This is a genomic window from Microbacterium sp. NPDC089186, assembly GCF_040685115.1.
Lineage (GTDB): Bacteria > Actinomycetota > Actinomycetes > Actinomycetales > Microbacteriaceae > Microbacterium > Microbacterium galbum.
In genome coordinates this window covers 876623-902935 of record NZ_JBFBHJ010000001.1, presented here as the reverse complement: position 1 = coordinate 902935, position 26313 = coordinate 876623, and the positions used below count along the sequence as shown (strand labels likewise).

20 protein-coding genes are annotated in these 26313 nt (G+C 66.3%); 9 read left to right on the top strand and 11 right to left on the bottom strand.

Annotation, left to right across the window (positions count from 1 at the left end):
• Positions 1–20: 20 nt before the first annotated feature.
• Positions 21–2165: an MMPL family transporter gene (locus tag AB0N82_RS04280; protein ID WP_363388530.1), complete on the bottom strand. Its 2145-nt coding sequence runs from the start codon at positions 2163–2165 to the stop codon at positions 21–23.
• 81 nt (positions 2166–2246) lie between these two features.
• Here AB0N82_RS04280 and AB0N82_RS04275 point away from each other — a divergent pair, with 81 nt between their 5' ends.
• Positions 2247–2768 carry a MarR family transcriptional regulator gene (locus tag AB0N82_RS04275; protein ID WP_363388527.1) on the top strand — a complete coding sequence of 174 codons (522 nt, stop codon included), beginning with the start codon at positions 2247–2249 and terminating at the stop codon, positions 2766–2768.
• A 413-nt stretch (positions 2769–3181) separates the two neighbouring features.
• Positions 3182–3589, top strand: a complete 408-nt coding sequence (locus tag AB0N82_RS04270; RefSeq protein WP_363388524.1) for an NUDIX domain-containing protein — start codon at positions 3182–3184, stop codon at positions 3587–3589.
• A 66-nt stretch (positions 3590–3655) separates the two neighbouring features.
• Here AB0N82_RS04270 and AB0N82_RS04265 read toward each other — a convergent pair whose 3' ends face one another.
• The 3 genes from AB0N82_RS04265 to AB0N82_RS04255 form a co-directional block, all read right to left on the bottom strand.
• Positions 3656–5143 (bottom strand): SDR family NAD(P)-dependent oxidoreductase, encoded by a 1488-nt coding sequence (locus AB0N82_RS04265; RefSeq protein WP_363388521.1) that lies wholly within the window; start codon positions 5141–5143, stop codon positions 3656–3658.
• A 176-nt stretch (positions 5144–5319) separates the two neighbouring features.
• Positions 5320–5466: a hypothetical protein gene (locus AB0N82_RS04260; protein WP_315994191.1), complete on the bottom strand. Its 147-nt coding sequence runs from the start codon at positions 5464–5466 to the stop codon at positions 5320–5322.
• Positions 5467–5475: 9 nt separating this feature from the next.
• Positions 5476–6627 carry an acyltransferase gene (locus AB0N82_RS04255; RefSeq protein WP_363388517.1) on the bottom strand — a complete coding sequence of 384 codons (1152 nt, stop codon included), beginning with the start codon at positions 6625–6627 and terminating at the stop codon, positions 5476–5478.
• Between the two features lie 353 nt (positions 6628–6980).
• On the opposite strand from AB0N82_RS04255, the gene AB0N82_RS04250 reads away from it, so the two are divergent.
• The gene (locus AB0N82_RS04250; protein WP_315994189.1) at positions 6981–7376 is read left to right on the top strand and encodes a hypothetical protein; all 396 of its coding nucleotides are present in this window, start codon (positions 6981–6983) and stop codon (positions 7374–7376) included.
• A gap of 6 nt (positions 7377–7382) precedes the next feature.
• Here the strand turns inward: AB0N82_RS04250 and AB0N82_RS04245 are convergent, their stop codons facing one another.
• The 5 genes from AB0N82_RS04245 to AB0N82_RS04225 all read right to left on the bottom strand — a co-directional run bounded on the left by AB0N82_RS04245 (position 7383) and on the right by AB0N82_RS04225 (position 10727).
• Entirely contained in the window at positions 7383–8042 is a 660-nt protein-coding gene (locus tag AB0N82_RS04245) for a HEAT repeat domain-containing protein (RefSeq protein ID WP_315994188.1), read from the bottom strand.
• A gap of 129 nt (positions 8043–8171) precedes the next feature.
• Positions 8172–9329 (bottom strand): GTPase, encoded by a 1158-nt coding sequence (locus tag AB0N82_RS04240; RefSeq protein ID WP_363388512.1) that lies wholly within the window; start codon positions 9327–9329, stop codon positions 8172–8174.
• Positions 9330–9389: 60 nt separating this feature from the next.
• Positions 9390–9719 (bottom strand): hypothetical protein, encoded by a 330-nt coding sequence (locus AB0N82_RS04235; protein ID WP_363388509.1) that lies wholly within the window; start codon positions 9717–9719, stop codon positions 9390–9392.
• Positions 9720–9786: 67 nt separating this feature from the next.
• Entirely contained in the window at positions 9787–10431 is a 645-nt protein-coding gene (pdxH, locus tag AB0N82_RS04230; protein WP_363388506.1) for a pyridoxamine 5'-phosphate oxidase, read from the bottom strand.
• A gap of 143 nt (positions 10432–10574) precedes the next feature.
• On the bottom strand, positions 10575–10727 hold the full coding sequence (locus AB0N82_RS04225) for a hypothetical protein (protein ID WP_315994184.1): 153 nt from the start codon (positions 10725–10727) through the stop codon (positions 10575–10577).
• 224 nt (positions 10728–10951) lie between these two features.
• On the opposite strand from AB0N82_RS04225, the gene AB0N82_RS04220 reads away from it, so the two are divergent.
• Positions 10952–12028 carry an alkene reductase gene (locus tag AB0N82_RS04220; RefSeq protein ID WP_363388502.1) on the top strand — a complete coding sequence of 359 codons (1077 nt, stop codon included), beginning with the start codon at positions 10952–10954 and terminating at the stop codon, positions 12026–12028.
• A gap of 231 nt (positions 12029–12259) precedes the next feature.
• Here the strand turns inward: AB0N82_RS04220 and AB0N82_RS04215 are convergent, their stop codons facing one another.
• Positions 12260–13336, bottom strand: a complete 1077-nt coding sequence (locus tag AB0N82_RS04215) for a DUF2510 domain-containing protein (protein WP_363388500.1) — start codon at positions 13334–13336, stop codon at positions 12260–12262.
• Between the two features lie 362 nt (positions 13337–13698).
• Positions 13699–13977, bottom strand: a complete 279-nt coding sequence (locus tag AB0N82_RS04210) for a hypothetical protein (RefSeq protein WP_363388497.1) — start codon at positions 13975–13977, stop codon at positions 13699–13701.
• Between the two features lie 358 nt (positions 13978–14335).
• Between AB0N82_RS04210 and AB0N82_RS04205 the strand changes: the two genes are divergently transcribed.
• From AB0N82_RS04205 to AB0N82_RS04185, 5 genes are all read left to right on the top strand, one after another.
• Positions 14336–19120: a helicase-related protein gene (locus tag AB0N82_RS04205; RefSeq protein ID WP_363388494.1), complete on the top strand. Its 4785-nt coding sequence runs from the start codon at positions 14336–14338 to the stop codon at positions 19118–19120.
• Entirely contained in the window at positions 19117–20637 is a 1521-nt protein-coding gene (locus AB0N82_RS04200; protein WP_363388491.1) for an NERD domain-containing protein, read from the top strand. The genes AB0N82_RS04205 and AB0N82_RS04200 overlap by 4 nt, the downstream gene beginning before the upstream one ends.
• A gap of 80 nt (positions 20638–20717) precedes the next feature.
• Complete coding sequence (locus AB0N82_RS04195) at positions 20718–23822, top strand: helicase-related protein (protein ID WP_363388488.1); 3105 nt, start codon at positions 20718–20720, stop codon at positions 23820–23822.
• Positions 23803–25611, top strand: a complete 1809-nt coding sequence (locus AB0N82_RS04190; protein ID WP_363388485.1) for a DUF1998 domain-containing protein — start codon at positions 23803–23805, stop codon at positions 25609–25611. Before AB0N82_RS04195 ends, AB0N82_RS04190 begins: the two co-directional genes overlap by 20 nt.
• 29 nt (positions 25612–25640) lie before the next feature.
• A complete protein-coding gene (locus tag AB0N82_RS04185) occupies positions 25641–26252 on the top strand; it encodes a very short patch repair endonuclease (protein WP_363388482.1) in 612 nt (203 codons plus the stop codon).
• The last annotated feature ends 61 nt before the right edge of the window (positions 26253–26313 follow it).

Below are 26313 nucleotides of genomic sequence, written 5' to 3'. Positions count from 1 at the left end.
CTCCTCCCGGCCCGCGGGTCTCATCGAACGCCGACGCCCTTCCGGCGTTCGGCGCGGGTCACGGGCGCGGCGACCTTCTCGGGCGCGTCTGTGGTCTGCGCGGCCGCGGCTTCGGCATCCGTCACCTTCGGCTTGCGGGGCCACCAGAACCGGTCGCCGGCGATGAATGCCATGGCCGGCACGATGACCGTGCGCACGAGCAGCGTGTCGATCAACACGCCGATGCAGACGATGATGCCGATCTGCGTGAGCGTGATGAGCGGCAGCACGCCCAGCACCGCGAACACCGCGGCGAGCAGGATGCCGGCGCTCGTGATCACCGCGCCGGTCGCGGCGAGCGCGCGGATCATGCCCTGCGTGGTGCCGAGCGTGCGGCTCTCCTCCTGCGCGCGGGTGACGAGGAAGATGCTGTAGTCGACGCCGAGGGCGACCAGGAACAGGAAGCTGAACAGCAGCACGTTCGTGTCGATCGCGGGGAAGCCGAACAGCGGCGTCTGGAACAGCCACCACGCCGCCCCCACCGCCGAGAAGAAGCTCGCGACGACGGCGAGGAGCAGCAGGATCGGCGCCAGGAGGGCGCGCAGCAGGATCACCAGCACGATGAAGACCAACACGAGGATCAGCGGGATGATCAGGTCTTGATCGCGCTGCTGGGCTCCGGCGACATCGAGGGCCTGGGCGTCGAGCCCGCCGACGAGCGCCTCGCCGGAGCCGACCGTGTCGAGGTCGGCGCGCAGTCGTTCGATGGTCGCGAAGGCCTCGGGGGTCTCGGCCGACGACGAGAGCGTGACGTCGACGCGGGCCCAGTCGCCGTTCTCCTCGGCGAGGCGGGCGGAGTCGACGCCCTCGATCCCGCTCGCCGCCGCCACGACCGCGTCGGCATCGACGACGGGCGCGACCACGGTCGCCGGGGAGGTGGCGCCGGCCGAGAACGCCTCCGCGAGCACCTCCTGACCCGTCACGGCGTCGGGCTTCTGCAGGAAGCGGTCGTTCTGCGACAGACCCGTCTGCACGAAGAACAGTCCGCTCGCGAGCGCTCCGAGCACGACCGCCCCGCTCAGCGCGACCACGACAGGGCGACGCGAGACCCCGCGACCGAGCTTCCCCCACGGGCTGCGCGAGATGGCATCCGGCGAGCCGAAGCGCGGGACGTAGGGCCAGAACAACCAGCGACCGAACAGCACGAGGGCGGCCGGCAGCACGAGCAGGGCGAACGCCATCGCCACGATGATGCCGACCGCGCACGCCAGTCCGAGCGCGCGGTTGCCCGACAGCTCGCCGAGCAGCAGCGTTGCGAGGGCCAGCGCCACCGTGGAACCGCTGGCGATGATCGCCGGGCCGGCGCCGCGGACGGCGCGACGCATGGCCTCGCGCCGGTCTTCGGCCGATCGCAGCTCGTCACGGTAGCGGGCGATGAGCAGAAGGGCGTAGTTGGTGCCCGCGCCGAACACGAGCACCGACAGGATGCCGGTGATCGACGCGTCGAGCTGCACCCCCACCGCGGCCGCGACGCGGCGCGCGACGATGCCGGCCGACGCGTCGGCGGTGCCGATGACGATGAGCGGAACGAGCCAGAGCCACGGGCTGCGGTAGGTGATGAGCAGCAGGACGGCGACGACGATGACGGTGGTCAGCAGGAGGGTGAAGTCGGCGCCGTCGAACACCGCGGCGATGTCGACCTCGAAGCCCTCGGGGCCGGTGAGGTACGTGCGCACCCCGTCGAGGCCGTCGGCGGCGAGCGTGCGGATCTCAGCGGCGCGCTCGGCCTGGGCCTCGACGTCGGCCTCGGGAGCGAGGGGCACGACCAGCAGGGCGACGGTGCCGTCTTCCGACACCTGCGGCGGCGGAATGAAACCCTCGGGCGTCAGGTCGACGAGGTCTCCGAACGCCTTCTGCTGGATGGCGGCGACCGTCTCGGCGGGGAGAGCCTCGCCGTCGTCGGAGGCGAACACGACCAGCGCCGAGGTGGTGTCGGCATCGGGGAAGGTGTCGAGCACCTTCTGCACCCGCGCGGACTCGGCCGTGTCGGGCAGACCCGTGGCCGGTGCCGTGTCGCTCGTCGCGCCCGAGCCGAGGGCGAACAGCGCCGCGACGCCCGCGAACGCCACGACGAGCACGATCCACGAGGTGCGGGCCGAGGTGAGGAAACGGAGGAAGCCGGTCATGGGGGGCCTTCGCTAGATTTTGGAGTATCTCGATTATCGAGATACGAGAAAGGTAGCCCAATCACGCGTAGAGTGCCAGTCATGGAAGAGCCGAACCCTTCCTCCCCACCCCCCGTCGTCGGCGGCGTCGCCGTGCCGCCCACGCGGCGCCCGACCGCGCTCGTGCGCGACCTCTTCACCGCCGGATCGCTCTTCGAGAAAGCGCTGCAGCGTGAACTCGCCGTCAATCCGACGGGCCTGGATGCCATGGGCCACCTCGTCATGTCGGGCCCCCTCTCTCCGGGGGAGCTCTCGCGACGCCTCGACCTCACGACGGCCGCCACCACCGCCGCGATCGACCGCCTCGTCGACCTCGGACACGTCACGCGCACCCCGCACCCCACCGACCGCCGGAGCGTCCTCGTGGTGCCCACCGACACCTCGATGGCCCGCGCGATGGGGCACCTGATGCCGATGATCGCGAGCGTCGACGCCGTGCTCGACGAGTTCAGCGACGAGGAGCAGGACGTCATCACCCGCTACCTCGAGCGCGTGATCGCCTCGTACGGCATCCCCGACGCCGAAGCGATCCCGTCGATGGCGGTCCCGCGCTCGACGCACTGACCCGAGCCGCGCGCCTCCCGCCGCCGCGCGCCCGCGCGTTGGGGTCGCCGCCCGCCGCGCGTGCGTCGCCGCCCGCCGCGGGCGCTTCTGCCGCGCCGGCAACGAGTCCCAACATCCCGCCGAGTGTCCACGACACCCGGGCGGGTTTTCAGAACGTCCGGGTTTCTCGGACACTCGGTGGGCCCGGGGCGTCCGCCGACGCAGCGGGTCACATCGCGGCGGACCGCTGTCGAGGCGTGCGGCCGCGCCACCCGCCTCGGCCCCGGCATCCCGCCGAGTGTCCACGACACCCGGACGGGATTCTCCGGCGCCCGGGTTTGGTGGACACTCGCTGCGCCCGCGCGGCCGCGGCCGCGCCGGTTCGACGCCCGGCCCCACCGAGGAACCCCCGGCGCGACTGCTACCGTGCGGGAGTGCTTCCGGATGCCCCCGCCCCACGCCGTATCCGCGTCTCGGCCGCGGTGATCACCGACGCCGACGGTCGCCTGCTCGTCGTGCGCAAGGCCGGCACGACCGCATTCATGCAGCCCGGCGGCAAGCCCGAGCCGGGCGAGAACCCGGCCGAAACGCTCGTGCGCGAGCTCGCCGAGGAGATCGGCGTGCGCGTCGCCCCCGACGCCCTCGAGCCGCTCGGAGAGTTCAGCGCCTCCGCGGCCAACGAGCCCGGCTTCGAGGTGGTCGCCGACGTGTTCCGCGTCGACATCGGCTCCCAGCAGCCGACCCCGGATGCCGAGATCGCCGAGCTCCGCTGGGTCACCGCCGCGACGGCATCCGAGATCGAGATCGCCCCGCTCGCGCGGGAGTACTTCCTGCCGGCCTGACGCCGCGGGCGTACCGGTCCCGTCGACAGGCCCAGGGTCCTCACGCCGCGGCGTTCGCCCGGCGACTCACCAGCTGCTCTTGCTGTAGTCCTTCAGGAAGATGCCGAACAGGTCTTCGCCGGCCTCGCCGCGCACGATCGGGTCGTACACGCGCGCCGCGCCGTCGACGAGGTCGAGCGGGGCGTGGAAGCCCTCCTCGGCCAGGCGCACCTTGGTGAAGTGCGGGCGCTCGTCGGTGATCCAGCCGGTGTCGACCGCGGTCATCAGGATGCGGTCGTTCTCGAACATCTCGCGGGCACTCGTACGCGTGAGCATGTTCAGCGCGGCCTTGGCCATGTTCGTGTGCGGGTGGCCGGGGCCCTTGTAGCCGCGACCGAACACGCCCTCCATCGCCGAGACGTTGACGATGTACTTTCGGTCGAACGTGGATGCCGCCATCGCGGGCCGCAGGCGACTGACCAGCAGGAACGGCGCGGTCATGTTCGCCAGCTGCACCTCGAGCATCTCGAGGGGCTCGACCTGGTCGACGTGCTGCGTCCAGCTGTTGATGCGGTCCTCGTCCGGGATGAGGCCGCCCGCGTCGATCGCCGTCCCGGTCATCAGCCGCTCGAGCGACGACGAGCCCGCCGCCATCGCCTCGGCGGTCAGCTCGTCGGCCGTGCGGGCGGCAGACGCGAGGATCGGGTGCGCCGACACCGACTGCGCGAGCGCGAGCGGGTGGGCGTCGTTCGTGTGGCCGAAGGTGACGAGCTCGGGCAGCGGTCCGTCGGGGAGCGGTGCCAGTTCGGCATCCACCAGGGGTTTGTAGGCTCCCGGCGAGCGCCGCACGGTTTGAGCGGCGTTGTTGATGAGGATGTCGAGCGGACCATCGGATGCCACCGACTCGGCGAGCCCGATCACCTGCGCCGGGTCGCGCAGGTCGATGCCGACCACCTTGAGGCGGTGCAGCCAGTCCGCACTGTCGGGCAGCGACGAGAACCGGCGCACCGCATCGCGCGGGAAGCGCGTGGTGATGGTCGTGTGCGCGCCGTCGCGCAGCAAGCGCAGGGCGATGTACATGCCGATCTTGGCGCGACCGCCGGTCAGCAGGGCCCGACGCCCGGTGAGGTCGGTGCGGGCGTCGCGCTTCTCGTGGCTCATCGACGCGCAGTCGGGGCAGAGCTGGTGATAGAACGCGTCGACGAGGGTGTAGTCCTCTTTGCAGATGTAGCAGGCGCGCGCCTTGATCAGCTCGCCCGCGAACGGCATCTCGGTGCGGGCCTGCAGCGGGATGCCACGGGTCTCGTCGTCGATGCGATCGGGAGCGCCGGTGGCGGTGGCGGCCACGACCGCGCGGTCGGCGTCGGCGATGCGCTGGCGCTTCTCCTTGCGCGACTGCCGCTTGACGTCCTTGTAGAGCTTGCCGGTCTGACGGCGCAGGGCGATGTAGGCGGGGTCGTCGTGGTCGAGCGAGGAGGCGGCGTCGATGACGCGCAGCGCGATCTCGAGCTCGTACGGGTCGATGGTGGTCGACCGCGCGGCATCGCGGTCGGGGTCCAGCAGTGTTTCGGGCACGGGGCAGTGTATCGAGGCCTTGCTGAACGACCGGTGGGCCCGGGCGTGTCGTGGGCCGGGCGCTGCGGGCCCGCGCGCGACCCCGCGCCTCGCGAGAACAGGCGATCGTGCGAGGACAGGACGGTCCGGCCCCGTTCCACCGCGATCCCCTGTCCGGGCGTGTGCACGCAGACGCGCTACAGCTTCCCCCCGTCGACCCACCGCGTGTGCGCCTTCAGCGCGTGCAGCACGGCGAGGCGCACGACGAAATACAGGGCCGCCCCGATGACGACGAGGCCGACACCCCACACGAGCAGAAGGATGAGGGCGTGGGCTCCGAACATCCGGCGAGCCTAGCGAACGGCCGCGGCCGCGGCTACGTGATTCCTCTTCGATCGGTCGTAGGTCAGCAGCCACCGCTGCGCGGGCACCTCGACCAGCTTGTGCATCACGAACGCCAGGGCGAGCGCGATCCCGAACGCGGCGAGCGCGAGCAGAACCGCACGGCGCCACGGCAGCTGCGGGTGCCCGTCGGGCCAAGCAGACGACACCGACGCGATCACCAGCAGATGCACGAGGTAGAAGGCGAACGACACGCGCCCGAGTTCCTGCCAGAGCGGACGCGCGAGGAACGTCGACGAGCGGTGCGCATCGGCCGAGGCCAGCGAGGCCACGAGCAGAGCGAAGGCCCCGACGGTCACCGCGAGACCGGGGTGCACGTCGGTGCCGGGCAGCGTCGGCGCCTCCGACAGGGCGTAGCCGACGACCGCGAGCGGCAGCACGAAGCGCACCCGAGGTGGCATCCACGCCCCGCGCTTCACGAGCAGCGCGAGGGTGACGCCGACGACGAACTCCGGCAGCCGCAGGAGGGGAGTGGATGCCGCCGACATCGGCACCGGCGAGAGCGCGGCGATCTGCGGGGCCAGCGCGACGAGCGCGAGTGCGATGCCGACGGTGATCGTCTGGGAACGGGCGGAGAGCCGCACGAGCGGGCGGATGAGGAACGGGAAGCTGAGGTAGAAGAACGCCTCGCACACGAGCGACCAGCTGGCGGGGTTGCCGGCCTGCCACCAGTCGGGCACCCACCCGTTGATCAGCAGCACATTCGCCGCGAGCGGGGCGGCGCCGTCGGTGCGGATCTCGGGCACGAGGGTCGCGGCGGCGACGAGCGCGAGACCGACGCCCACGAGGTGCAGCGGGTAGATGCGCGCGAAGCGGTGCCACCAGAACGAGCCCGCGCTCTGCTGCGGCTTGAAGCCCCAGGCCAGCACGAACCCCGAGAGGATGAAGAAGAGCGTGACGCCGGTCTTTCCGGCCTCGAAGACGAAGGCCCACACGTCGCCGGCTGTTCCGCCGAAGTACTCGACCGCCATGAGGTGGTGACCGAAGATGAGCATCGCGGTCGCCCAGCGAAGGCCCGTGAGCGAGGGAAGGTGGCGCGCCGCCGTCGGAGCAGCGGATGCCGACGGCACGGCCTGGACGCGAGGGGTCGCCATCGTGGTCATGCCGTCGCCTCCCGTCTCGTCGTCGTTCGTCCGGCGCGCGATACGGGCGCTCGTCGACGACGTCGTTGGGTCGACCTGAGCACGTGGAGTCGCGCAGACCGGGTGAGACGGTACTGGACCGGGTTGTGGAGATCCCTGAGAGGGGTGGGGGCTTGACGGAAAGTCTCGCGGCGGGTTTCCGCGGAATCACGGGACGAAATGGCCACCCTCCCCGGCGGGCGGGGGCCGATCGTTCGCCCGCGAGGACCGGCGCCCGCCCCCTCCCCCGGCATCCGATGCGGGCCGGCACCGCCCTTCCCCGCCCCGCATCCGTCCCGGTAGCCTGGCGCTTCCATGACGATCGGGAGACACGGATGACGACAGGCTCCCTGCGGAACCTCCCACCCGAGACGCGCGTGCGGCGCGCACGGATCTTCGCGTACGTGGTGGGCGTTCTGTTCGTGGTCGGCGGCGCCGGCTTCCTCGCGATCAGCGGCGGATCCCCGCTCTTCCTCGTCGCCGCGGCGACGATGTTCGCCCTGGCGATCCTGATGATCGTCGCCGTCCACCGCGCCTCCCCCGCGACGCGCGCGATCGCTCTCGCCGTGGCCGCGCTCGGCGTGGTCGTGGGCTTCGTCGTGGCGTTCGCGACGTCGTCGACCGACACCGGGTCACCGCTGGTGTCGATGATCGGTGTCGCGCCGGTCCTGCTGATCGGGGCGTTCCTCGTCCACCTGTTCTCGAGAGCGGTCGAGGTGCACCGGGGCTGACCCGGGTCAGTCCTCCTCGGGCAGCGCCCGCTGCGCCACCACGCGCCGCGCCTCGACCACCGCTTCGGCGAACTCGGTGTCGGGGTCGTCCATGACGATCGCCGTCGCCCGCGCGTGCGCGCTCACGACGTCGTAGGGCGAGGCCGCCGCGCGCTCGACGGCGGCTTCGGCGCGGTACCCGATGGCCGCGAACGCGCGGCTCAGGCTCCGCTGAGTGTCGTGGTCGCCGCGTCCGAATTGGGTCGCGAGCTCGTCGGCGAGCGACTCGTGGGCGTCGTCGGGAACGAGCCCGGATGCCGTGCGCCACGCCGCCCGCGCCACCTCGGGATGCCGATCGCGCAGCACCACCGGCGTGATCACGGCGAACGCAGCGGGGTCGCCGATCTTGGACAGCGTGTGCAGGGCCTGGCTCCGCGCCTGCGGGACCTCGGATGCCACCTCGGGCAGCAGCTCCGCGACGGTCCGGGTCGCGTCGTGACGCGTGAGCGCCCACGTGAGCATGTCGCGCACGAAGAAGTCGGGCTCGACCGCGCACCGGGCCACGAGTTCGGCGATGTAGCTGTCGTCGGGCCGCGTCCCCGCGGCGAGCGCCGCTTGCAGGCGCGCCGAGGCGTCGGAGTGCGCGAGCGCCGCGCGCAGGCGGTCGGCGGGGGTGGTGTCGGTCATCGTGGTTCCAGGGTTTCACGCCCCGTGGCGGCGAGGGTCGTCAGACGGATGCCGTGACCGACCGGGATGCGCGGAACGTCGGCCTACCGGCATCCACTCGCTGCGTGCTCCGCGTGCCGCCCCGGTGATCTACTTGCGCCCCACCCGCCGCTCGACCAGCTTCCGCGCGACGTCCATGAAGCTCGGGGCGTACTTCGCCCACTCCTGATCGAGTTTGCGCACGTCGATCTTGCCGGTGTGCAGCAGCTCGCAGATCTTCAGCCAGCTCTCGCCCGTCGCTGCCGTCAGCGCCGCCGCCACGGCCGCGTTCACGACGATCCCCGCGCCCGGGATGAGCTTGAGGAAGCTCGTCGCGAGCGCGCGCCCGGCCACCTGCACGCCGAACTGCGCGAGGGCCCCCGCCGAGAGCATCGTCTTGACCTCGAGGTCGTAGATGGCGGCGATGCGTCCCATCATCGTCAGCTGGATCGGCGCCAGCGTGACAGCATCCGACACAGGAAGCGGAACGGATGCCGCCCCCGCGGCCGCTGCGGACGCCGCGGCGATGATCGGCCGCGCCATCTCCCTCTTCCACGGGAGGTTGAGTCGCTGTGCGATGCGAAAGGCGTCCTTGTCGCGGTCGGGGGCGAGTTCGAGGGTCTCCGTGACAAGGTCACCGAGGCCGTGCCCCTTCCCCTTCCCGTGCCGGTCGCGGGTGGAGGTGAGGATGACCTGTCGGTACGGGATGCGGATGCGCTCGCCCGTCGACGGGTCGACGGGGTCGTTGAGCCAGTCGACGAACGCCTGCAGGTCTTTCGCGACGCCCTGGTGCCCGGTGATCGGGTTCTTGATCCAGTCGACCTTCGTCAGCACGAGGATCACCGGCAGCCCCCGCGCGTCGAGCTCGCGGATCATGGCGATGTCGGCCGGAGTGAGACGGTCGTCGGCGGCCCGCACGCAGTACCAGACGACGGAGATCTGATGGTTGCCGGGGTGGGCGGCGATGGCATCCAGGTGGTTGCGCAGCTGCTGATCCGGCGGAACGGGCGAGCCGATCTCGAACCCCTCGACGTCCCAGATGCCGAGCGAGTCGTCGCTATAGAAGTGCACGCCCCGCGTGACGGGGAGCCCCCGCCCGACCTTCGCCCAGTCGCGCCCGAACACCGCGTTGACCAGCGACGACTTGCCGACGCCCGACGCGCCGACGATCGCGAGGTTGAACCGGCCGTACCGCGACTTCGCCTCCGACGTCGCCTCGACGAAGGCTTTCTCGTCGAGCGGCCGCGCGTCGGTGTTCTTCTTCGCCATGGTCTCGCCTCCCCGGGTGGTGACTCAGTTCGCGACCCGCGGATGCGGATGGGATCGAATCTACGGGGCGGGGCGGCGGGGGGAGCTTTCAGCGGGTGGCCCTTGTGCGGGCCCGGAGGCCGTGGAAGGAGCGGTCTGCACGTGCACCTCCTTCTCCTCGGCCCCGGCCGCATCGTGCAGCGCGGCACGCGCGAGGGCTTCGTCCGCTTCTCGGACGCGTTGCCATCGCCAGATGAGCACGATGTACACCGCCGCTCCCAGCGAGCACGCAAGAGCCGGTACCCACAAGCCGCGAAAGGCGAACGCGGCCGGGAACACCAGAAGAATCGGCACCGGAAACGCGAGCAGAACAATCCGCTTCAGCTCGAAGCTCGACATCCCCATGAGCACCAGACCATCTCAGCTCCCGCCTGGATGCCAGAGCTTGACACGGCGAACGACCTGCAGCTCGAGGCGCTCACGGCTGCCGTCGCACCGCGCTCCACTCGCCCGCGGCATCCCGCACGAACACGATCCGGTCGTGCAACCGCGACGGACGCCCCTGCCAGAATTCGATCTCGCGCGGCTCCACCCGATACCCGCCCCAGTGCGGCGGCCTCGGCACGGGCTGGTCGTCGCCGAAGCGGGCCGACACCTCCGCCATCTGCTCCTCGAGCGCGGCACGGGATGCCACGGGCTCCGACTGGTGGCTCGCCCAGGCCGACAGTTGCGATCTGCGCGGCCGTGACGCGAAGTAGGCGTCGTCCCGCTCAGCGGGGAGGGGCGTGGCCGTGCCGAGAACGATCACCTGCCGCTGGAGTGCGTACCAGGGGAACAGGATCGACACCGCCGCGTTCCCCGCCAGCGCCTGCCCCTTCCGCGATTCCCGGTTGGTGAAGAACCACAGCGCACCGTCGTCGTCGACCCCGCGCAGCAGTACGGTCCGCGAGGTCGGCCGGTGCTCGGCATCCACCGTCGAGACGACCATCGCGTTCGGTTCGGGGAGGTCCGCGGCATCCGTGAGCCACCGCTGGAAGAGCGCGAGAGGGGATGCCGTCAGCGCGGCGTCATCGAGCTCGTCGAGCGTGTAGTCGAGGCGGTGGGCGAGGGGGTTCTCGGTCATCGCGCGGTCCTCCGAAGCGTCGCTGGGGGCACCATCGTATGCGCGCCGAGTCCGGCCGCGGACCGATCTCCGCGCGGGACGATTCGCGCTCGGACGCGTGCGCGAGTCGTTCCGCAAGAGACGGCTGTGCGAAGTCGTCGAAATCAGAGCCCGGCGATCCCCGCCGACCGCACGACGAAGTACACGAGCGTCGCCACCACGGCCGCCACGAGCACCACCGCGGTCCAGAACATCGCGATGCGCAGGCGGCGGGTCTGGGCGGATTCGCCCGGACGGTTCCAGGGCGCGCGCGCCATCACTGCTCTGCTCCGACTCGTGCGATCCCGGTCGACATCAGCATCCGTTCCCCCGGCGCTGCTCCATGGACGAAAGGCCACGCTAGCCAGCCCCACGTGTGGATGCCAGCACCTGGCGGCAGCCGACGTCAACCCACCGCTGCACAGATGTGCATCCCGTGGAATAGGTCGTCGCCGCGCTCCGTTACCTTCGCGTGGCCCTGTGACCCCACGAAAGGACTCCCGTGAGCCTGTTCAGCCCCACCACCGTCGGCAGCATCGGCGTGCGCAACCGCGTGTCGCTCGCCCCCATGACCCGCCTGCGCGCGAGCGCCGACGGCGTTCCCGGACCGATCGTCGCGAAGTACTACGAGCAGCGCGCCGGCATCGGACTCCTCGTCACCGAGGGCGTGTTCCCGAGCGCGGAGTCGAAGGCGTACCCCGGCCAGCCCGGAATCGTCACCGACGAGCAGGCCGCCGGCTGGGCGAAGGTCGCGGATGCCGTGCACGCCGAAGGCGGAGTGGTGTTCATGCAGCTGATGAACGGCGGACGCGTCACCCACACCGACATCACCGGCACCGACCGCATCGTCGCCCCCTCGGCGATCGCGATCGAGGGCGACACCCGCCTCGCCGACGGCTCGAAGGTCGCGTACCCCGTGCCCCACGCCCTCGAGACCGAGGAGCTCGCGACCGTCCGCGACGAGTTCGTGAAGGCCGCCCGTCGAGCCGTGGATGCCGGCATCGACGGCGTCGAGCTGCACTCGGCGAACGGATACCTGCTGCACGAGTTCCTCTCCCCCGCCTCCAACCAGCGCACCGACGGCTACGGCGGATCGCCCGAGGCCCGCGCCCGCTTCGTCATCGAGGTCGCCCAGGCCGTCGTCGCCGAGGTCGGCGCCGACCGCGTCGGCATCCGCATCTCCCCCGCCCACAACATCCAGGACGTCTGGGAGAAGGACGACGCCGAGACCCGCGCCACCTACGAGGCCCTCATCGCCGGCCTCGCCCCGCTGGGCCTCGCCTACCTGAGCGTGCTGCACGCCGACCCCGCGAGCGACCTCATCCAGGATCTGCGCCGCGCCTTCGGCGGAACCTTCATCGTCAACTCCGGCTTCTCGAAGATGACCACGCGCGACGAGGCCATCACCGCCGTCGACGAAAACATCGCCGATCTGGTCGCCGTCGGCCGCCCCGCGATCGCCAACCCCGACCTGGTGACGAGATGGGAGCAGGGAGCCGAGGAGAACGAGGTCGACCAGGCCTCGGTCTACGGCCCGGATGAGCGCGGGTACACGGACTACCCGTTCCTTCAGGACTGACGCATTTCTGAAGGGCCCCGCGCGTTCGCCGCGCGAGGCCCTTCTCTCATGCCGGCACGTAGCGCTACACGGTCGCGGGAGACCACATCACCCGCGGTGACGTCGCGTCCCCGTCGAGCGATGCGTCTCATGTCGGCGGATGCCAGGCCCCCGACTACACGAGCGAGGGCCACGAGGGAGCGCCCGAAAGACGGCCCCCTGTGGCCCTCGAAGTGGTGGAGCGGTCAGACCTCAGAGGTGAGGGAACGCCTCGACCTTGCTATCCAGCGGCACCTGCCAGAGCGGCACGTTCCACGCCGCCGTGCCGCCGGCGGGCACGCGGTCCGTGTACGCCGAGTCGACGCCCACGATCTTGCCGCCGCCGTCACGAGCGATCACGTCGATGCGAACCATGTCCTGGTCCTCGGTGAAGTTGCTGGTGACGGTGCCGTTGACCGTCATCCAGTCGTACTCCGAGCCGGTGGTCACCTCACCCAGCGTGAACGATCCGGTCTCCGCGGCGGGCGAGTACGTCGCTGCGTCAGCGGTCGGCCCGCGCACCTCGATGCGGGCGATCTGCGCCGATCCCACCTGCAAGAACCGGCCCACGAACCATGAACCGCCCGAGAGGATGGTGCTGTAGTCCATGCCGGTGTCGAGCAGCACGCCGTTCGCATCGTAGGCCTCTACTTTGATGGCAGCGTTGCCGAAGACGTAGTTCTCGTTCGGGTTGGTCAACTGTACGGCGTACCAGCCCATGCCGCTCTCGGTGTCCACGCCGAAGGCGGTCTCGCCCAGCACCAGCTCCTGCGCGGCTGCCAGAGCCGGCTCGTCAGCGGTCGCGGGCGCGTCCTCCTCGACGATGCCGGAAGTGCCCACCTCTCCGGTGACCGTGTCGCTGAACGCGTTGTCGAAGGCCGTGGCAGCGACGACGAGAAAGACGATGACCCCGATGATCGTGCCAACGACCGACACGATGATTGCGGTGACACCCTGCCACTTCGGCTTGTCTTTCTGGAAGAGCGCCACGATGCCGAGGATGAAGGAGATCGGCAGCAGAATCCACCCGACGATGAGGGCCCCGGGGATGCACGCGAAGATGAATCCCACGGCCGCCAGAGCGACTGCCACAATTCCGAGCACGTTGCGAGGCCCCTTCTCCGGCTCGGGAGCCGTCGGCCCGGCGGCGACGACGTCGCCCTGGCCCGGTTCGGTGCCTGCAGGACGAACGTGATCGGTCCACGCGGCGCCGTCCCAGTAGCGCTCCTGGCCTTCGACGCCCGCCGGGAACCAGCCTGCGGGCGCGGCTGGCGTGATCGAGTCAGACAAATTGTTTCCCCCACGGAAAGGGCCACGTTGGATTCGTGACCTCTAATCTGAGCGCTCGCGGTCTGCCAACGAGCCCCCATAGTCTATGAGGAAACGCTCACCCGATTCATATCTAACTCACAACTCAAGCACCGTTGCACCGCGGCACCCCATCGCACTTCCATCACTCCACCAGCTCGAGACCGACCTGGCTTCGGAACGACGCGCGTTGAGCTCCGTCTGCCACGCGAGCAGGATGCGTTAACGCAGCCGGTCTTTGAGAGCCTCGAATTCTGTGGCTAGTTCGGGATGCAGCACCGCGGCGATGCTGTACGACTTCGGGTGGTTGAGCGTTCCGTCGAGCAGCAGGTCGGCGTCGGGGCTCAGCCGCCGATGGCCGCGCTCTTCCCGGTGACTGGGTCGTGGCCGGTGAGCCAGACACGAAGGCCGCCGGCAGAGAGCTCGTCGGAGGTGATGACGCCGTTCGCCACGATGAACCGCGAGACGGTCGAACGGGAGGCGGCACTGTACGCGTCGAGCGCGTCAAAGCCGGGGGAGTGCTCTAGGTGAGCATCGCAGGTGCCCTTGAGCACGTAGCCGATTGCCTGTCGAACCCCTCTGGACTCGACACCTCGCTTCCATCGCTCGAGGCCTCCGCGCATGCCCTCAGGATAGGGTGCGTTCTCCCTCTTATCCAGGTATTTTCTCGGCGTGCAGGTGTGGCTAGGCGAGTGCCGCTAAAGGGCGTCACTCACCCATGGTGCCTGCGTGCATTGCTTCCTGTTCCTCGTGGATTGTCTCGTCTTCGTCGTCTTCGTCGTCTTCGTCGTCTTCTTCGTCATCTACTTGCGGGCGTGAGGCGACTCTATGGCCCTGGTCGACAACCTGTTTCTGCACTTGCGCCGCTGGGGAGCTATGCGAGCTCTCGACACGTCGACGGGGAAATCGCTGGCCCTCGACCGGAGTCTGGATCTGACCGGATAGCGTGCTGTCTAGACTGCCGTTTATTGGGGGTAAGTGGTGACCGACACTGCTCAGGCATGGACGCCTGAACCGATTCTCATCCGCGAAATCGAAGAGCAATTCGAGCGAGCCATCGGTTCGTATCACGCAGACCCAAAGCTCATCGTCGAGCACGCGAACCTCGAGGAGTCAATCCGAGTTGGGGGCTACGCGAATCGCACCCTGCTGGAGCTGGTTCAAAACGCGGCTGATGCGATGGCTGGCACTACACCCGGTTCGGACGAGCTGGGTCGCGTAGAGATCGTGCTCGACCCAAGCTCGAAGACCCTGTACTGCGCCAATTCTGGGCGAGGGTTTTCGAAGCAAGGGCTTGAAGCGATGGCCCACGCCTACTTGAGCGCGAAGCGGGGCGATGAGATCGGGCGATTTGGTCTCGGATTCAAGTCCGTCCTCGCCCTGACCGACTCCCCGCAGGTGCTGAGCCGGAGTGTGTCTTTCGAGTACAACTCGCCCATTGCGAAGACTGCGATTCGAGAGGTTGGATCAGGCGCTCGGCGCCTGCCGGTGCTGAGAACGGCAACGTTACTTGACGCTGGCGAATCCATCGCGCGCGATGCCACGCTGGGGGAGCTCGCGAGCTGGGCAACCACGGTGATCAGACTTCCCGGCATCCTTCACGTCGACCGCATTCAGGCCGAGATGAGGACCTTCGCTTCGGAGTTTCTACTGTTCGTGGGCGCCGTGAGAGAGATCCACCTCCGTGTCCTTGGCGACCAAGGCTTCGAAACGAGCCATGTCTCTCGCGACATGGGACTCGGGCGCTTCAAGATCGAAAGACCCGATGGCAGCGGCGACGAGTGGATCGTAGGAGACCGGATGCACGCACCGTCGCCTTCGGCACGCCGAGAGGTGGGAGAGGCGGTCTCGAGAGACGAGATCAAGATCAGCGTCGCTGTACCTTTGCGTCCGCGCCGAGCCGGCCTAAGGGAGAAGGACGATCGCGGTACGCAGGTTGGGCAGTTCTGGAGCTATTTTCCGCTGCAGGACAACACCTCAGCCACCGGTTTCTTCAATGCGCCCTGGAGTGTCAATGACGATCGCACGACATTGCTGCGCAATGAGTACAACCGAGAGATTCTCGCCACGATGGCGGAAGTCTTCCTCGAGCTTGTGCCGCAAGTCCGGACTGCCGAGGATCCGGCGGCTCACCTCGACTACCTCCCTGCTCGCGGTCGGGAGGAACGGTCGTACGGTGACTCGATCCTGTGCGCAGACGTGCCGCGCCTCGCTGGCCAAGGCGGATTAGTACCCGACAGTGCGGGGACGCTCCTGTCAGCGGCTGAGCTGGTTCCGCTTGACTTCGCCGTCATCGACGATCTGAGAATCGATGAGTCGGTTCACAAAGCATGGATCGAATCGCCCAACACCGGCGGCGATGTCCCTCACTGGAAGTGTTATAGCTCCAGTCAGCGAGTACTCCGTCTTAGCGAGGTCTTCGCTGCGAGCAGCGATCCCGACCTGTTCTACGAGGACGCCGGGCCGCGGGCGCGCCGTATCGAGATGGCTCTCAGATCTCTACCCAAGCGCGGGATGTTGTCCTGGCTTCGAGAGTGGGCGGAGGGAACGCACCTGATTTCCACCGCCAACGCATTGCGCTTCTGTTTCGACCGGCGGACGAATCCGACCGTCATCGAAGCTAAAGTCATTCCCACATCGAGCGGCGGCAAGGCCCTCAAGGATAAGGATCTGGTGTTCCTGCACCAGGTGGCGGACCTCGAGATCGAGGGTGCCGTCTTCGTCGACCCCGACTTTCTCGCGCATGCCGAGATGGAGAAGCTGCTCCGCGAATGTGGATTCCGTGATCTAGATCCAATCGCGATCCTCAACGCTCGCACCGCGGTGCTCACCTCGAACGCCGATACATCTCTACAGGGCAAGTTCTGGGACGCCGCACTCGGTGTAAACGCTCGCGACGCGATGAAGGTCATCTCAGCTCACCCGCAAGCAGTCATTCTTGTGCCCACGAGGGGCGGCGGGTGGGCATGGCCGCAACAAACATTCGACCTCGATGAGACTCTCCCCGGTGCAGATGGCAACCTGCTGCTCGATCACGAGCGTTGCTTTCCGGCGGTCGCACATGCACTCGGTGTCGTCCGTGCGCCTCAGGCGGACTACCCGTTCGAGGATGAGTTCGCCGCCACCGATTATGAGAAATGGGTGCTGCGGGAGCTGAACTCGCGCCTTACCCCCGACGATCGTCCGATCGAACGCATCACTCTCTACCCGAGGCGTGACTCATCGCCGGGACCGTTCTCCGTCCTCCTCATGCTCGCCGATTCAGATGCGAGCGCGCCTTCTCGCGAGCTCTGGACGCGACGACTCATGGAGTTTGGCGACAGCGCGTGGGACTGCGAGGACATCGACACCGGAGCCTCGTATGCCGTTCCGTCGCCGGTCAGGTGGGCAGTGGACGCTGTGGGAATCGTGAACTCCAGCCGCGGATATCTCGCGCCCCGACAGGCCGTCTCTGCATCTCTGGTGAGGTACGACGGCCTCGTCCCTCTGTTCCGTGGTCCGCGATCAATGGAAGAGTCGCTCGGGCTTCCCGAGGACCTCGAATCCATGTCCTTCGAGGTCGCGAGAACCGCCCTGGGGCAGGATCTGTATCCCGCCACACTGAAGGACGACATCCTCGCCGAGTTCATTCTCATCGCAGCAAGGATCGTCCAGAACGAGGCACCGCTCGCCTCTATACCGTCACGGGTGCACCGCGCGATCGAGTCTCGACCACCTGGGGCGGTGTATCTCGCCACCACAGACGAGCAGGAGTCGTTCCTGCGTGCGAAGCAGCGGCCATACCTACGTGTGTCACCGGATCAGGCAGATCAATTCGTCGCCGACGTCGGTTGCCGACGATTCGAGGAGAGCTTTTCGTTCTCGATGGTTATCGAGGGCCAGCAGGACCTTCAAAGGATCCTCGACGCGTATCCCGGATTACGCACAGAGTTCTCGGTACGACTCGCTGGCGTTCGATTCGCAAGGGCGCTCCACATCGCTAAACGTGTGACAACCGAGGACGGCGTCGAGGACCAGCCGTTGGACTGGCATCTTGATGGTCACGATCTCGTCGTCCGTGCCGATGCGGACGAGCGACGAGTCTTGTCGCTCTTGAGCGAGGCGTTCGAGCTGCGACTGAACAACGCGCAGTTGAGCGCCATTCTTCAGGCCGGTCAGGACCATCGGCTCGAAGTGCTACGCCAGCAAGCACGAACGATCGAGTCGGATGCCGACCGTTTGGATCTCTACATCGGCCCAGATGACTTGAAAGACGCCCTACCCACCGGCCTATGGACCGCGCTCGAAGCGCAGGGTCTTGTTGGCGAACACACGTCCGGGTCCGAGCTCTTTCTGACGGTGTACGGGTCGGACTCCCTGAAAACCCTTGCGGACCGTTTCCGGGAAGAGGGTTACTCAGACGTCCCCGACACCTGGGCGGGCTCACCAGCGGCGATCTCGTGGGTGCGGAAGATGGGATTCGCGTCGTCGTATGCGGGTCAGCGAAATCAGCCCCGCCCCGAAGAATTCGTCGTCGCGGGTGCAGTTCGGCTGAACAAGCTTCATACCTTTCAGAAGAAAATCAGCGAGGACCTGCGTACGGTCCTCACCCAGCCGTCGGCGGCAGGCCCCTCGCAAAAGGGAATGGTCGAACTGCCGACCGGTGCGGGCAAGACGCGCGTCGCAACGGAAACCGTTCTGAGACTGTTCGTCGACGAAGTACTTAGCGGCACTATCCTCTGGATCGCACAGTCTGCCGAGCTTTGCGAGCAGGCCGTTCAGACTTTCCAATCTGTGTGGCGCTATCTAGGCGACGAACGTCCGCTGACTATCGGCCGACTCTGGGACACCAACATGGTCCACGAGCCGGACACCGAGTTCGCCGTGATCGTCGCAACGGACGCCAAGATAGCGACCATCATGGACCGCGACGATTACGCATGGTTGAGCACGCCCGCCGCCGTATTCATCGACGAGGCACATCGCGCCGGGGGATCGGGACGCTACAGGAAGATCCTGAGCTGGCTCGGCGTCGACGGGCGCAGCTGGGAACGCCCTCTCGTCGGTCTGTCGGCAACACCGTTCAAGGGAAGCGCGGACGATTCGAGCGGCACCAGAGAACTTGTCGCCCGTTTCGGATCGAATCGGCTAACGGCCTTCGAGTCGGATGCCTACCGGCAATTGGTCGCTTTGGGGGTGCTTGCCAAGGTCCGGCACGAGGTACTCCCCTCCGGCATCAACGTGGAACTGAGCGAGCCCGAGCAGACCACGTTGCAGACAAATCGTCTGATCGACCGCAATCTCTATGAGCGGATCGGACGCAACGAGCAGCGAATGCGGGTGCTCGTCGATCACATCCTGAGCGTCCTCGGCTCGCACCCCGATTGGCCGATATTGGTCTTTACACCGAGCGTTCTCTCAGCACAGGTACTCGCGGCCTCCTTGCGCTACCGCGGCATAGAAGCGGCTTCGGTCAGTGGACAGACCGGCCGCCAGGAGCGACGAGATGTGATCCAGAAGTTCCAAGAGGGCAAAATTCGCGTACTCGCCAACTGTGATCTGCTCGTACAGGGTTTCGATGCCCCTGGTGTACGCGCTCTCTACATCGCACGCCCAACATTCAGCCCAAGCGCCTACATTCAGATGGCTGGTCGAGGGTTGCGCGGAAAAGAGAACGGCGGCAAGGAGGAGTGTCTGATTGTTGACGTTGCCGACAACTGGGGTGCGATGAATGACTTCCTCGGCTACAGGGACTACGAAGATCTGTGGGAAGAGCAGAGCGCATGATCCTCGTTCCAGACCTCGCTGATATTGAACGAGTCGCTAACAGCGACGCCGAACGCCGACTCGCGCGGCTCCTCCGACAAGTCGACTCAGATCCAGACGCTGTGGCGTTCTACTCGGTGCGGCTTCGCTCTCACGCCTACAAGCAACAAGCGGAGGCCGACTTCGTCATCCTCTTCCACGGTGTCGTCGTCGTCGTCGAAGTTAAGGGCGGCGGCGTGAGGAAGCATGATGGTGTTTGGTACTCAGTCGATCGCCGCGGTGACTGGCACAAACTTGCGACCTCCCCGATGGAGCAGGCGCAGTCCGCGGCATTTGCTCTTCGAGACATCCTGAAGGATGAGGGGCTCGGCTGGTTCGCCCATGAAGCCATTGTCGTGACTCCGGACATCGACTCGCCGCCCCACTCCGTTGAGTGGCGTCCCACACATTGGGTTGCGAAAGACCGGATGAGCGTCGATGGCGTCGCGCACGCGCTGCAAGACGTTGTAAGTGCCGCGCGAAGTGCCCCCGTGAATCAGAAGCTCGCCCGCATCACTGACTTGAGGGCCCGGCTTTTTGGCGAGTTCACCCGTGTCCCAGTGATCGACGCACAGCGAGGCGCAGTGCTCGAGGAACAGAATCGCGCAACCGAGGGTCAAGCGCGTGTATTAGCATCGCTCGCGCGCAATCCACGAGTACTGGTGCAGGGAGGGGCTGGCACCGGGAAGTCCGTCGTCCTGGCGGAGGGCGCCAAGCAGGAATCAGACCAAGGTCGACGCGTCCTCATCACGTTCGGATCCCCTGGCCTTGTCGACTTCTTCGCGCCCCGAGTCGCGGGCAGAGACGTTGACGTCATACCGTTCCATTCCCTTGTTCAGGGGACGAGATATGACGTGGTGTTCGTCGATGAAGCACAAGACCTCATGAGAGCGGACGGAATGGACGCTATCGACGCGCTCCTCGTGGGTGGTCGCACGGGCGGCCGATGGCGAATGTTCCTCGACCCGAATAACCAGGCTCACATCGACGGTGCGTTTGATGGAGATGTGCTAGAGCTCATCGCGGCCGAGGCGACATCGCTGGATCTGGATCTGAACGTTCGCAACACTCGAGCAATCGTCCACGTGGTGCAGGAGTACCTCGGCGCAGACGTTGGGGACCCCGGCATAGTGCATGGGGAGAAAGTGCGGTGGCACACACCAACCGGCTCAGGGGGCGTTGAGGAGGGCGAGTCCGCGGCATCAGAGCTCGTGTCGGATGGTGCGAGCCGCTCGGGCGTCTGGATCATCAGAGCGGATTCAGTGGATCCTCCCGCGCTCACTGCCGGCGGATTCACGATCACAAGCCCACGCTTCGCGAAAGGACTGGAGGCAGAGCATGTCGTCGTGTGCTGCCTCCCAGCTGAGTATGACGTACCCGGCTTGGCCGCGTTCTACGTCGCCGTCACGCGTGCTCGGGTTTCGCTGACCATCGTCGCGTCTGCGGCGGACAAGCGACGTCTGCAAGTCCTCCTCAAGAGCCGCCTGGAGGAGAAGTGACATACACGTCAGCGCAGCGTCTTGCCCTTCGCCACCTCCGCGCCGCGTATGTCGGGCCGGAAGCAGGACCGGGCGAACTGATGACCAACCCGCCGAATAGGCAGTATTCGGTCGGAATGCTCTATCCATCCGAGGCCACCGATGCCACTGGGTCGCTCGAAGACAGCTACCCCGTTGAAGATGCAGATGTTCAGTCCGGAGACGTCGACGAGGACGGAGCGACCGGGCCCGTCGCGGAGGACTGGCGCCCATCATCCGTTGCGCTGTCGTTCGTTTCGAGCATTCCGCACGTGCACTGCCAGTTGACAGGCGGCACCTACGAACGCGTCGTTGACGATGGGCCGCCTAGGTGGCAGCGAACGGACTTCTCGTCGGGAGTCCTCGATCTATCAAGCACGGCCAAAATGCGGCAGCTGAGTGTCGGTGGGATTCCGGTCGAGGTGGGATCAAGGTGGAGGCAGTACGGCTCCGCATTCCTAGTGACGGTGCATGTCCGCGTCCTCGCGAAGAGCACGGGAGACGACCGACTCGACATCCCCCTCACGCTCTTCCAAGCCGGGCTGAGCGTCACGCCACTGGAGGCCGGGGCGTTCCTCGAATACGACCCAGCACGCTCCTTCGATGTGGATTCGGAGTCGGCTGAAATCCGACTCCGCTATCGCGACCGAAAGGTCTACGCCGTCGGTCATGGGATGGCAGCGGACTGGGAGATCGACGACGGCGCAGTAACTCGAGTATTTCTCGAACCGGTTCCGAGCCTCGTCGTTGTCGGTATAGAAACCACGGGATTCGCCCCGGGCGCGCCGGAGTCGCAGGCTCTGCAGCTAAGCAGGCTCGCTCAGATCGACACAGACACATCTGGCGTAGCTGCGAACCTGAATGCGTTCGTGAACGCCTTCGAGCAGTGGGTTGGTACACAAGAAGGTCGGGTGCTCACCTTCGGCACTGAGTCGCACGTCGCCGCCAGGATAGTCGCCAGGTCGAGGGCCGCCGTCGAGCGAATGCGACAAAGCATCGAGCTTCTCAGTTCTCCGACGAAGAAGGATCTGCGCGCCGCCTTCTCCCTCGGCATGGCCGCCATGCGCCTACAGATGAGACAGACCGCGGCTCACCAAGTTGCGACTGAGTGGCCACTTCCGGAACCAAAATGGCGACCGTTCCAACTCGGGTTCATTCTTGTCGCTCTCGCCTCGACCGTGGACGAACTTCATGAAGACCGCGACCTGGTCGACCTGATCTGGTTCCCGACGGGTGGCGGCAAGACAGAGGCATACCTCGGCTTGTCAGCGATCGAGATCTTTCGCCGGCGCATAGCCGATGGGCCCGAGGGTGGCGGGACGGCAATTCTCACCCGGTACACCTTGAGGCTTCTCACCACACAACAGTTCCAGCGGACAGCCGCATTGGTTTGCGCCATGGAACTGCTGCGGCGAGGTGGGCCGCACGCTGATCCTCGAGCAAGTCTCATGTCGCCGTTCACGATTGGCCTGTGGGTCGGAAACGAAGTCACCCCCGGCACGAAGAGCGAGGCCAAGGACGCGCTAAGCCGTTTGCATAATGCTGCGCGTCCCGAAGAAGCAAACCAATTTCAGGTCGAGAGCTGTCCGTGGTGTCGCACATCGCTTCTTCCTGAACGAAAGGACACCAACCGCAGCCGATACGGATTCGAGTTCTCGGGCAACGATCTCAACATTCATTGCACCAACGCCGAATGTGAGTTCTCCAGCTCTCTACCCGTGTTGGTCGTCGACGATGAGATCTACGCGGAACCACCGACCATCTTGCTCGCGACGGTCGACAAATTCGCGCGGATCCAGTTTCGACCCGAGGCTGGAAGGCTACTAGGACTGGGCACGATCTTCCGCCCGCCCTCCATCGTTATTCAGGACGAGCTGCACCTCCTGTCCGGGCCGCTCGGCACAACAGTGGCCGTATTCGATGCCGTGATCCGGCTGCTGCTTCGCCATGCGGGAGGCGTACCCAAGATCATCGCTTCGACTGCCACCATCCGCGCATCCGACGATCAGGTCAGAGGTCTCTACGGTAGGCCGGTGGGGCTCTACCCTCCCGCAGGTCTCGACGACGATCGAACCTTCTTCTCACAACCTGCAAAGTCGGGTATGGGCCGGCTCTTCGTCGGTCTGATGCCGCAATCTTTGTCGCAGGCATCGGGCGTCATCGCGGCGGCGTCGCCGCTCCTAGAGATTCCCGCGATCCTTGAACACGATCCTGCATCGGGCGCGACGCGCGATTCTTATTGGACCGCCGTGATGTACCACAACAGCCTTCGCGAGCTTGGTCGGACGGGCACCCTTGTCGTTGACGACATCAACGGCCGACTGGAGACACGGGCAGAGCGTCTCGGACTCGCGTTGCGCCAAGTGCGTGCGGACAAAGTCCTCGAACTGACTTCCCGAAGAGGACCTGAGGAGCTCCCGAACGACCTTCGCGAGTTGTCTCGTAGCGCGGATACCTCAGATCAGGCCGTGGACGTGGTCCTCTCCTCCAACATGCTGTCGGTTGGGATTGACATCCCGCGACTCGCCCTGATGCTGATGGTGGGGCAGCCGAAAACCACCGCGGAGTACATCCAGGCGACGAGTCGTGTCGGCCGAGGCAGCAATAGCGGCATCGTCACGACGCTGTTCCGATCCAATCGCGCTCGCGACCGATCGCATTTCGAGTCATTCCGCAGTTATCACGAGGCGTTGTACAGAAGCGTCGAGCCTACGAGCGTTACACCGTGGTCGCTTTCGTCGAGGGAGCGCTCTTTGGCCGGTGCTCTTGTCGCGCTAGCGAGGAACACGATCCCCGCTCTCGCGAGCAATGACTCAGCGGGGAACTTGAATCTTGCGGACCTTCAGATGCGGTCCTCCCTTGAGGCGCTCATCGCGGACTTCGTCGATGCGGTCACGCGGTCAGAACCAATGGAAGCCGCGGATACGGAGAGCGCGGTCTGGGCTCTCCTCAGGGAATGGGATCGGCGCGCGTCCGATGCGCGGTCGGCTGGACTCTCTCTCCGCTATGACCGCGCGAAGTCCGAGGATGAGTCACTCCTCAAGCGGTTCGGTCAAGGCGGTGAGGGATTTCTAGTGGCCGACTCCATGAGGTCCGTCGAACCGAATGTGGCGGTCGAAGTCGTTGAGCCCAGAGAAGAGGTGACAAGTGGAACGAATCAAGCATGATCTCCGTCTGTCGGAGATCATTTCACCCTTCGGCGTCGGCGCGATTGTTGATGTGAGAGGGGAGTCGCTGATCGCAGCGGATACGTCGTGGTGGGACAAGAAGCACTCGCCCGAGATTCATTGCGAGCGCCTACTACAGCGTATTGGCGCAGGCGAGCTTCGCGAGCCACCCACGCATTCGGGGAGAGTTGCGAAAGGCACCCCCAGCCTCCTCTACTGGCGATTCCCCGAGTGGCGGTTTTGCGAACGCTGCACGAAGCTTTCGGATCGATCGGGCAAGGATAAAGGCAAGTGGACCAATAAGTGCGCCTGCGGAGGCATCCTCGTGCCAATGCGCTACATCGCGGTCTGCGAAAAGGGAAGCCACACCCAGGACATTCCCTGGTTCACGTGGGCACATCGCGGAAGTGATTCGGGGATAACCGACGCTGTGAGATTCTGTCGCGCGTACAAGGAACTGAGGTTCGTACGATCGGCGAAGTCCGGTGAAGGTCTGAAGTCGTTGCGAGTCGAGTGCGGGGGTTGCAAACGATCTCGATCCCTGTCGGACCTCGTCGCCAAGTCGGCGCTGGGTCGCGACGGTCTTCGTTGCAGCGGTCGACAGCCGTGGCAGGATCCGACTACAGCGGCCGTATGCGATCACGCTCTCGCTGCGGTTCAGCGCGGAGCGACAAGCAACTACATCGCCGAGCGACTCTCTGCGCTCGACATCCCGGAGGAGCGCCCGGCATCCGTCCAGCTCGCGGACAAGATTCGCGGACACGTCTATTTCGACAAACTCGTGGCGGACAACGGCGGCCCGCAGTCCGACATGGTGTCCGAATGGATCGCGGCCGAGCTGAACACCACGAAAGACGTCGTCCTCGCAGTGGCCGGCCAAGACGGGACCGATCTCGATGAACCACTCATGGACTTGAAGGACGGAGAGTGGGCGGCATTCGTCAAGAAGCTCGAGCGAAGCGGGCGAGACGACAGCGGATCGGATTTCGTCGTCGACGGGTGGGATCTCTCACCGCGTCCCGACTGGCCGAGCACGCTGACAGGCCGCATCGACTCCATCGGTCAAGTCCGTCGTGTCAGGGAGGTGCGCGCGCTCCTCGGATTTCGACGCCACGACGGGAATGCGGAGCGCATCATGGCAGACCTCGGACCTGATCAACGACGGAAGCCGGTGTACCCAGCGATCGAGATGTTCGGTGAGGGTATTTTCCTGCGATTCAATGAAGCTGTCCTGGCTGAGTGGGAGCGGCACCCCGAGGTGCTCGCGCGCGCTGATGTACTAATCGGCCGCCGAAACGCTACCGAATGGGCTCACCGGCTACCAACCCCGGAACCAAGATTCATCGCCCTGCACACGATTGCTCATCTGTTGGTCCGGCGACTCGCATACGCGAGCGGTTACGCTTCGGCCTCCCTGCAGGAGCGGATCTACGCCAGCTCCGAAAGACCAGACAGGACGGCGGGCGTGCTCATCTACACTGCTGCCGGAGACGCGCAAGGCACCCTCGGCGGCCTCGTCCGCCTCGGAGCGCCGGACAAGCTGGTCCCGCTGCTGCTGGCCGCACTCGACGACGCCGACGTCTGCTCTAACGACCCGGTGTGTATTGAAAGCGACAGCCAGGGTTCCTCGAGTCTGAATCTGTCCGCATGCCACGGCTGCTCACTTGTTAGCGAGACCTCCTGCGAGTCAGGGAATAGGCTCTTGGACCGTCAGCTCGTGTTCGGCGGTCGTAGCGTTCCCGGCCTACTCGAAGGGGTTTTGGAGGAAGTCAGAACATCTGCGGCCTAACCATGAACGAGCCTCAATGACGTCTCGAGATGCAGGAACACTTCGTTGGCGAAACAGCCCCTGCGCTCCTTCGAAAGAGGGCACAAACTAAGACCGTAGCCCTGCTAGCGAAACTCGAGGAAGTGGCGGTTGACATCTCTGAACCTCGCCCTGAACGGAACCCACCCCGTTCCAATCCGTCCTGGGCGAGCAGTCCGGGCGTCGCGAGATCGATGCGCTCCAACCGCGGTCGCGACACGAGCCCTGAGCGTGCACTTCGTAAGGAGTTGCACGCGGCTGGTTACAGATACAGAGTCGACTTTGCCCCCGGCCCCGATCGGCGCCGACGCGCAGACATCGTTTTCACCAGACTGCGCATCGCGATCTTCGTCGACGGGTGCTTCTGGCACTCATGCCCGGTCCACGGAACGGTGCCTAAGACGAACGCCGACTACTGGGTGCCGAAGCTGGAGCGGAACCGGCTTCGCGACGTGGAGACAACCCGGGCGCTGGAAGCCGACGGCTGGGCGGTCATTCGTGTCTGGGAGCACGAATCGGTCGCTGCCGCCTCCGCACGCGTCATCGACGCGGTGAACGAGAAACGAAGGATGTTCGGCGAGGCCGACCTGCGACAGTCGTCCCGCCCGCCGGGCGTGCGATAGCGTCTCGACGATGAGAAAGACGGCCCCGTTGCCAGGCAGTTTGTGCCTACCCGACGAGCGA

What these genes read in the sequence shown, in the direction of transcription:
- AB0N82_RS04280 (WP_363388530.1), bottom strand. Translation starts at nt 2,165, where the DNA reads ATGACCGGCTTCCTCCGTTTCCTCACCTCGGCCCGCACCTCGTGGATC.
- AB0N82_RS04275 (WP_363388527.1), top strand. Translation starts at nt 2,247, where the DNA reads ATGGAAGAGCCGAACCCTTCCTCCCCACCCCCCGTCGTCGGCGGCGTC.
- AB0N82_RS04260 (WP_315994191.1), bottom strand. Translation starts at nt 5,466, where the DNA reads ATGTTCGGAGCCCACGCCCTCATCCTTCTGCTCGTGTGGGGTGTCGGC.
- AB0N82_RS04255 (WP_363388517.1), bottom strand. Translation starts at nt 6,627, where the DNA reads ATGACCACGATGGCGACCCCTCGCGTCCAGGCCGTGCCGTCGGCATCC.
- AB0N82_RS04250 (WP_315994189.1), top strand. Translation starts at nt 6,981, where the DNA reads ATGACGACAGGCTCCCTGCGGAACCTCCCACCCGAGACGCGCGTGCGG.
- AB0N82_RS04245 (WP_315994188.1), bottom strand. Translation starts at nt 8,042, where the DNA reads ATGACCGACACCACCCCCGCCGACCGCCTGCGCGCGGCGCTCGCGCAC.
- AB0N82_RS04240 (WP_363388512.1), bottom strand. Translation starts at nt 9,329, where the DNA reads ATGGCGAAGAAGAACACCGACGCGCGGCCGCTCGACGAGAAAGCCTTC.
- pdxH (WP_363388506.1), bottom strand. Translation starts at nt 10,431, where the DNA reads ATGACCGAGAACCCCCTCGCCCACCGCCTCGACTACACGCTCGACGAG.
- AB0N82_RS04225 (WP_315994184.1), bottom strand. Translation starts at nt 10,727, where the DNA reads ATGGCGCGCGCGCCCTGGAACCGTCCGGGCGAATCCGCCCAGACCCGC.
- AB0N82_RS04210 (WP_363388497.1), bottom strand. Translation starts at nt 13,977, where the DNA reads ATGCGCGGAGGCCTCGAGCGATGGAAGCGAGGTGTCGAGTCCAGAGGG.
- AB0N82_RS04200 (WP_363388491.1), top strand. Translation starts at nt 19,117, where the DNA reads ATGATCCTCGTTCCAGACCTCGCTGATATTGAACGAGTCGCTAACAGC.
- AB0N82_RS04195 (WP_363388488.1), top strand. Translation starts at nt 20,718, where the DNA reads ATGACCAACCCGCCGAATAGGCAGTATTCGGTCGGAATGCTCTATCCA.
- AB0N82_RS04185 (WP_363388482.1), top strand. Translation starts at nt 25,641, where the DNA reads ATGCAGGAACACTTCGTTGGCGAAACAGCCCCTGCGCTCCTTCGAAAG.